Source organism: Frankia sp. CcMO1, from assembly GCF_977945845.1.
The window spans coordinates 1-6948 of sequence record NZ_CDWTMG010000137.1; the positions used below are offsets into that span (position 1 = coordinate 1).

10 protein-coding genes are annotated in these 6948 nt (G+C 69.7%); 5 read left to right on the plus strand and 5 right to left on the minus strand.

What is annotated here, in order from left to right; all coding sequences use genetic code 11:
• A partial coding sequence (locus AC08OU_RS15975; RefSeq protein ID WP_476605225.1) for a hypothetical protein occupies positions 1-219 on the minus strand: 219 nt, incomplete at its 3' end.
• Between the two features lie 246 nt (positions 220-465).
• Between AC08OU_RS15975 and clpS the strand changes: the two genes are divergently transcribed.
• The 5 genes from clpS (at position 466) to AC08OU_RS16000 (ending at position 3519) form a co-directional block, all read left to right on the plus strand.
• Positions 466-756, plus strand: a complete 291-nt coding sequence (gene clpS, locus AC08OU_RS15980; RefSeq protein ID WP_462187854.1) for an ATP-dependent Clp protease adapter ClpS — start codon at positions 466-468, stop codon at positions 754-756.
• 188 nt (positions 757-944) lie between these two features.
• Complete coding sequence (locus AC08OU_RS15985) at positions 945-1481, plus strand: DUF2017 domain-containing protein (RefSeq protein ID WP_476594420.1); 537 nt, start codon at positions 945-947, stop codon at positions 1479-1481.
• A 60-nt stretch (positions 1482-1541) separates the two neighbouring features.
• Complete coding sequence (locus AC08OU_RS15990; protein WP_476601054.1) at positions 1542-1937, plus strand: M67 family metallopeptidase; 396 nt, start codon at positions 1542-1544, stop codon at positions 1935-1937.
• 219 nt (positions 1938-2156) lie between these two features.
• On the plus strand, positions 2157-2549 hold the full coding sequence (locus AC08OU_RS15995; protein WP_462187857.1) for a MoaD/ThiS family protein: 393 nt from the start codon (positions 2157-2159) through the stop codon (positions 2547-2549).
• Positions 2550-2571: 22 nt separating this feature from the next.
• The gene (locus AC08OU_RS16000) at positions 2572-3519 is read left to right on the plus strand and encodes a PLP-dependent cysteine synthase family protein (protein WP_462187858.1); all 948 of its coding nucleotides are present in this window, start codon (positions 2572-2574) and stop codon (positions 3517-3519) included.
• Positions 3520-3661: 142 nt separating this feature from the next.
• Here the strand turns inward: AC08OU_RS16000 and rdgB are convergent, their stop codons facing one another.
• The 4 genes from rdgB to murI form a co-directional block, all read right to left on the minus strand.
• Positions 3662-4324: an RdgB/HAM1 family non-canonical purine NTP pyrophosphatase gene (gene rdgB / locus AC08OU_RS16005; protein ID WP_462187859.1), complete on the minus strand. Its 663-nt coding sequence runs from the start codon at positions 4322-4324 to the stop codon at positions 3662-3664.
• On the minus strand, positions 4321-5064 hold the full coding sequence (gene rph / locus AC08OU_RS16010; RefSeq protein WP_462187860.1) for a ribonuclease PH: 744 nt from the start codon (positions 5062-5064) through the stop codon (positions 4321-4323). The genes rdgB and rph overlap by 4 nt, the downstream gene beginning before the upstream one ends.
• A gap of 81 nt (positions 5065-5145) precedes the next feature.
• Complete coding sequence (locus AC08OU_RS16015) at positions 5146-5892, minus strand: MBL fold metallo-hydrolase (protein WP_476594308.1); 747 nt, start codon at positions 5890-5892, stop codon at positions 5146-5148.
• Positions 5889-6791, minus strand: coding sequence for a glutamate racemase (gene murI, locus AC08OU_RS16020; protein ID WP_462203591.1), 903 nt, complete (start codon positions 6789-6791; stop codon positions 5889-5891). The genes AC08OU_RS16015 and murI overlap by 4 nt, the downstream gene beginning before the upstream one ends.
• Positions 6792-6948 lie beyond the last annotated feature (157 nt).

A 6948-nucleotide genomic window follows, 5' to 3' on the forward strand; every position in this document is an offset into this window, starting at 1 on the left:
CATCCGGCTCCGGTTGGTGGGGAACTCGCGGGCGAGCACGGTAACCGGCCCCGGAGACCTTCCGCCTGCTGGTTCCGGGCCGTCGTCCTTTCCGGCGCTCTCCGGGGTGGCGCTCTCCGGGGTGGCGCGCAGCACCATTCCGCACTGCAGGGCGCAGTATGGGCAGTGTGTCGCCACCTCGGCAAGGGGCGCGGCCGGCACCGGCATGGTCGTGGTCACGCACCGAGCGTGCGGCGAGGGGGTGTCTCGGTCGGGTCGGAGCCGTTTCGCGGCGGCAAAGTGGTTCTCATCCTGGCCGTCTCCCCGATGTGCGGCCCCCCGATGTGCGGCCGCGGCCCCGACGATGCCACCCCGCGGCACTCGGTCGTCTCCCGGAGTTGGGCCGCCTTCTGAGAGGTGATCGCCGGCCACGGCACACGACCCGTCGAGGAGAACTGTCGCGGGAATGGCGTAACAATAGGCAGCGTGTCTGTCGCCGCCGTGTCGCCTCTCGATGTCGAGGAAGTCGACGAGACCCTCGATGACGATCGGCCGTGGGTCACCATTGTCTGGAACGACCCGATCAATCTGATGTCATACGTGACGTATGTCTTCCAGAAGCTCTTCGGCTACAGCAAGCCGAAGGCCACCGAACTGATGCTCGACGTCCATCACAAGGGGCGGGCTTCGGTGGCCGTCGGCACCAGGGAGGAGATGGAGGCCAACGCCGAGCGCCTGCACGCCTACGGCCTGTGGGCCACGATCGCCCAGGACTGACCCGACCAGTAACCCGACCGGCGGGGTGTCCCGGCCCGGCCGGTCGGCCTCGGCCGCCCGGAGCAGCCCATGCGGCATGCCCTGGGTAGGCTGGCCGCGTCCGTGGTCGGACGGTTCAGACGGTCATGTGGGGCGGTCGTCCCGGGCGCACCGTCGCCGGGAGCGTGGGAGTGGGGGAACGGAGGGACGTGGCTGACGGCTTCCGCCGCACGCGTGCCGGGATCGAGCTGCGCCTTCCCCGGCTCGAGGCGGCGTTGCTGATCGAGCTTGTCGGCCAGATCGAGTCCCTGCTCGAACCGCCGCCGGTCGAGGATCCGCTGGAGGCGCTGGTGGGGCTGCGTGACACCGCGCCGCCGCCGCCGGACGACCCGGCGATCGCTCGTCTGCTTCCCGACCCCTACCCGGACGATCCGATGGCCTCCGGGGACTTCCGCCGCCGCCGGACGGACGATCTGCTCGCCCGCAAGCGCGACGCCGCTCGGCGGGTGCTGTCCGCTGTGCCAGCGCCCGGGAGGGTGCTCCTGCTCGACGAGGAGGCCGCTCAGGACTGGCTGACGACGCTGAACGACCTCCGGTTGGTGCTGGGAACCCGGCTCGGCCTCACCGACGACGACTCCACCGCGGAACTTGAACACCTCGACCCGGACGATTCCCGCCGACCGCTCGTCGCGGTCTACGCGTTCCTGACCGAACTGCTCGACGATCTGACCCGAGCTCTGGGGTAGTCGCGGGCGAGATCGGCCCGGACCGCCCCTTCGGCGTCGTACGGTAGGCTCGTGCTGCGAATGGACCGTGCCTGCTATGAGGCGATCGTCGCTCATGCCCGCCGTGATCATCCCGACGAGGCCTGTGGTATCGTCGCCGGTCCCCTGGGGTCGGACCGGCCGGAGCGGTTCATCCCGATGGAGAACGCGGAGCGCTCGCCGACCTTCTACCGCTTCGATCCAATGGAGCAGCTCAAGGTGTGGCGGGAGATGGACGACCGGGACGAGGAGCCCGTCGTCATCTACCACTCGCACACCGCAACCGAGGCGTACCCGTCCAGAACCGACGTGTCCCTCGCGGCCGAGCCGGGCGCGCACTACGTGCTGGCCTCCACCCGGGAGCCGGGCGTGACCGAGTTCCGATCTTACCGGATCGTCGACGGCGTGGTCACCGAGGAGCCGGTGGAAATCGTCTGAGACGGCCTGGCGTTGCAGATGACGCGGCGACGGACGATGACGCGGCGACGGACACGGTTCGGGAAGGGACACGGTCCGGGAAGATGGTGACTGCGGAGCCTTGGCACCTACGACTCGTCCGCTTGTCCGCCTGAGGTAGAACCCGCTGACGTGACACCCCCGCCCATCCGGGCGGCGCCACCGCCGAACCCGGCCGGTGGCACCCGCGAAAGGAGCACCATGGCAGTCCAGGTCCGTGTGCCGACGATCCTGCGTACCTACACGGGAGGTTCGAAGCTGGTCGAGGGCACGGGCGACACGGTCGCCGCGCTCTTCCTCGATCTCGATTCCCGGTATGCCGGGCTGCGGGGCCGGCTGGTGACCGGTGACAACGGTTCCGAGCTGCACCGCTTTGTCAACATCTACGTCAACGACGAGGACGTTCGTTTCCTCGGCGGTCTCGACGCCAAGCTCAGCGACGGCGACGAGGTCACCATTCTTCCTGCCGTCGCCGGCGGCTCCGTCGACGCCGGGGAGTTTCCGGGCAGCGCCGAAGTTCCGGGCAGTGCCAAAGTTCCGGGCAGCGAGGGGCCGGCCGTGGTGTCGCCTGGCATGTCGCCCGGGCAGCACTGACGCGAGCGACGGGTCCCGACTCATGCGTTTCTCCTCCCTGGCCGACTCCGTCGGCCGGACCCCGCTGGTCGGGCTTCCGCGACTGTCGCCGTCGCCGGATGCCCGGCTGTGGGCGAAGCTGGAACAGGACAACCCGACCGGTTCGATCAAGGATCGGGCGGCGCTGTGGATGATCGCCGACGGCGAGAAGCGCGGTCTGCTCACTCCGGGCGCGACCGTGCTCGAACCGACGTCCGGTAATACCGGGATCTCGCTGGCCATGGCCTGTCGTCAGCGGGGCTACCGGCTGATCTGCGTGATGCCGGAGAACACCTCGATCGAGCGCCGTCAGCTCCTGCAGATGTGGGGCGCCGAGATCAGGTTCTCGCCCGCAGCCGGCGGATCGAACGAGGCGGTCGCCGTCGCGAAGCGGCTGGCCGCCGAGAACCCCGACTGGGTGATGCTCTACCAGTACGGCAATCCGGCGAACGCCCAGGCGCACTATGAGACGACCGGGCCGGAGATTCTCGAGGACCTGCCCGAGATCACGCACTTCGTGGCGGGCCTCGGCACGACCGGAACCCTCATGGGAACCGGCCGTTACCTCAAGGAACGGGTGCCGGACATCTCGATCGTCGCGGCCGAACCGCGCTACGGCGAGCTGGTGTACGGGCTGCGCAACATCGACGAGGGGTTCGTTCCCGAACTGTACGACCCGTCGGTGCTCACCTCGCGATACTCGGTCGGTCCGCGGGAGGCGCTGCGTCGTACCCGCGAGCTGGTGCAAGAGGAGGGCATCTTCGCCGGGATCTCCACCGGGGCCATCCTGCACGCGGCGCTCGCGCAGGCCGAGCGGGTGGTAAAGGAGGGCAAGTCGGCCGATATAGTCCTGATCGTCTGTGACGGTGGCTGGAAGTATCTGTCCACTGGCGCCTACGCCGGCACCCTCGAAGAAGCCGAGGCCGCCCTGGAAGGGCAGCTGTGGGCCTAGCCCCGCATTGCGGCTTCGCCGCAATGCGGGGGCCCCTGGCGTAGGGCGCCGTTCGGGGTTTCCGTCAGCTCGCCTTCGGCGAACTTCCTGGGGGAGCCGTCGGGGGTGGTTGGCGGCTTCGCCGCAATACGGGGGTTGGGGTTCAGTCGGTGGCGGGGGTGAGTGGGGCGGCGAGGACCTCGCCGAGGATCAGGGCCAGTTCACCGAAGGCTCGGCCGCGGTGGCTGATCGCATCCTTCTCCGCCGCGGACAGTTCGGCGTTCGTCCGGGTCTGACCGTCGGCCAGGAACAGTGGGTCGTAGCCGAAGCCGCCCGCGCCGCGAGGTTCGGTCAGCAGGGTGCCACGTAGCTCGCCGTGGGCGACCCGTTCGACGCCGTCCGGGGTGACCAGGGCCGCCGCGCAGACGAAGGCGGCGTGGCGCCGGTCGGCTGGGACGTCGTCAAGCTGCGCGAGCAGCAGGGTGTTGTTGGCGGTGTCCCGTTCGACCCGGGTGCCGTCGCGCCGGCCCGACCATCGAGCCGAACGCACCCCCGGCATCCCGGCCAGCTCGTCGACGGCGAGCCCGGAGTCGTCGGCGACCGCCGGCAGCCCGGTCTCCGCGACCGCCGCCCGCGCCTTGATCAGCGCGTTCTCAGCGAAGGTCGTCCCGGTCTCGGGTACCTCCTTGCCGGGCGGCAGGCCCACCAGTTCCACGGCCAGGCCGCTGGCCGCCAGGAGGCGGCGCAGCTCCGCGAGCTTCGCCTCGTTGCGACTGGCGAGGACCACCTTCGTCGTCCGGGTCGATCCGTGGTGTTTGGCGCTCATCGAGCACCTCCCGGGCGAGGAGGCCCCGCCGGAACCGGGCCGCGCAACGCCTCGGTCTGGATCGCGGTGAGCTGGGCGCATCCACGCACTGCAAGGTCGAGCAGGCTGTCGAGCATCGTCCGGTCGAACGGGGTGCCCTCGGCGGTGCCCTGGACCTCGACGAAACCGTCCGCCCCAGTGCACACCACGTTCATGTCGGTGTCCGCGGTGGAATCCTCGCTGTAGGCCAGGTCGAGCATCGCCTCGCCCTTGACCACGCCGACACTGACCGCACTGACGCTCGTGGTGATCGCGCCGGGCCGGCCGAGCCAGCGGGCGGCGTCGACCAGCGCGACGTAGGCGCCGGTGATCGCGGCGGTGCGCGTGCCGCCGTCGGCGAGCAGCACGTCGCAGTCGATCGCGATGGTGTTCTCGCCGAGGGCCTTCAGGTCGATGCAGGCACGCAGGCTGCGGCCGATCAGCCGGGAGATCTCGTGGGTCCGCCCGGAGATGCGGCCGCGCACGGACTCGCGATCGTTACGGGTGTCGGTGGCCCGTGGAAGCATGGAGTACTCGGCGGTCACCCAGCCCAGGCCGCTGCCCTTGCGCCAGCGCGGGACCCCCGTGGTTACCGAGGCCGCGCACAGCACCCTGGTCCGGCCCGCGCTGACCAGCGCGGATCCCTCCGCATGCTCCTGCCATCCCCGCAGGATCGTCACCTGCCGGAGTTCGTCCGGTCTCCTGCCATCCGCTCGTATCACGCCGCGACACTATCGGCCCAGGGCGACCCGGCCGCGCGCCGAGGTCGCGCCGAGGTGCGGAGGTGCGGTCCGTCAGAGTTCTCAGAGTTCGTAGACGGTGCCGGGGCTCGCGAGGGTCAGCGGGCCGTCATACACGCCGGCCGCTTCCTCCTCGGAACGGGCGGCGTTCCCCCACGGGACAAGATGCGTGAGCACGAGCTGGCCCACACCGGCTCGCCGGGCGTGCTCGCCGGCCTCCCGGCCGGTCAGATGCAGGTCCGGGGGGTTGTCCTCCTCGTCGAGGAACGACGCCTCGCAGAGGAAGAGATCGCTGTCGGTGGCGAGGCGGACCAGCCGGTCACACGCCCCGGTGTCGCCCGAGTAGGTCAGTACCCGATCGTCGGCGGTGAGGCGGACGCCGTAGGCCTCCACTGGATGGGCCACCCGGGTGAGATCGATCCGGAACGGCCCGATGTGCAGGCAGCCGGCGCCGATGGTCCGGAAGTCGTAGATGTCGGCCAGGCTGTCGTCCGGCCATTTCTCGAACGCTCCGCACAGCCGTTCCTGGGTGTTGATCGGGCCGTAGACCGGGAGCTTGGGCGGCATGCCCTCCGGGTGGTACCGCCGCGCGTAGGAGTTGGCCACCAGGTCCAGGCAGTGGTCGCCGTGCAGGTGGCTGAGCAGCACCGCGTCGATCTCACGCAGGTCGCAGTGCCGTTGTAGCTCACCCATGGACCCGTTGCCCGCGTCGAGGACGAGCCGGAACCCGTCCGACTCGACAAGGTAGGACGAACAGGCCGACGTCGGGCCGGGATACGTGCCCGAACAGCCGAGGATCGTCAGTTTCACCGTGGCACCACCGGGCTCTGCTGGGAGGAGGGTTCCTGGTCCGCCCCGGTTCGGGCGGCCCAGGCGGCTGGAGGCGTGACTGTGGCCCGCGCGGCGGGAACAGGCGGGGACACCGCCGCGACGCCGACGAGTTCGGGGCCGAGGAACCTGCGTCCCACCCGGCTGAACAAGGTTGGATCACCCGTGGTGAGGAACCGGTGCGTGGGCGGCGGAAGGCCCGGATCGCGGAAGAGCCCATGCCGGACGAGTACCCGGTAGGTGTCCTTGGCCGTCTCCTCGGCACTGCTCACCAGAGTGACGCCCTCTCCCATCACGAGGCCGATTACCCCTGTCAGCAGTGGGTAATGTGTACATCCGAGTATCACCGTGTCTACGCCGGCTTCCTGCAATGGTGCGAGGTACGCCTCGGTCAGGCCGAGCAACTGCCGCCCAGAGGTGATACCCCGCTCAACGAAGTCCACGAACGCCGGGCAGGCCACACCGGTCAGCTCCACGCCCGCGGCGGCGGTGAACGCGTCGTCGTAGGCGCGGCTGGCAATCGTCGCCAGCGTGCCGATGACGCCTACCTGCCCGCTGCGGGTCGCCGCGACCGCCCGGCGAGTCGCCGGCATGATCACTTCGATGACCGGTACGTCGTAACGCTCCCGGGCGTCGCGCAGGCAGGCGGCACTTGCCGTGTTGCAGGCGATGACCAGCAGTTTCACGCCCTCGTCCACGAGCCGGTCGAGGGCATCGAGCGCGTAGCGACGCACCTCGGCGATCCGCCGCGGGCCGTAGGGTGCCCGAGCGGTGTCCCCGAGATACACCAGGGGCTCATGCGGGAGCTGGTCCAGAATGGCGCGTGCCACAGTCAGACCGCCCACCCCGCTGTCGAACACCCCGATTGGCGCGCCGCTCATGAGCGATCAGACTAAGCCGGAAACCCGATGCTCACCCTGTGGCTGTTGTCACGGAACCATTGTCCGATCCCGGACAGTCCTCGCGTGTCCGACATAGGATCATCTCGCCCCGCTGAGCTGGGCGCATCGCTGTGGAGTCGAAATGAAATAACTTGCG

Excerpts from the sequence above, each read along its gene's own strand:
- AC08OU_RS16000 (WP_462187858.1), top strand. The coding sequence starts at position 2,572 with ATGCGTTTCTCCTCCCTGGCCGACTCCGTCGGCCGGACCCCGCTGGTC.
- AC08OU_RS15990 (WP_476601054.1), top strand. The coding sequence starts at position 1,542 with ATGGACCGTGCCTGCTATGAGGCGATCGTCGCTCATGCCCGCCGTGAT.
- AC08OU_RS15995 (WP_462187857.1), top strand. The coding sequence starts at position 2,157 with ATGGCAGTCCAGGTCCGTGTGCCGACGATCCTGCGTACCTACACGGGA.
- rdgB (WP_462187859.1), bottom strand. The coding sequence starts at position 4,324 with ATGAGCGCCAAACACCACGGATCGACCCGGACGACGAAGGTGGTCCTC.
- murI (WP_462203591.1), bottom strand. The coding sequence starts at position 6,791 with ATGAGCGGCGCGCCAATCGGGGTGTTCGACAGCGGGGTGGGCGGTCTG.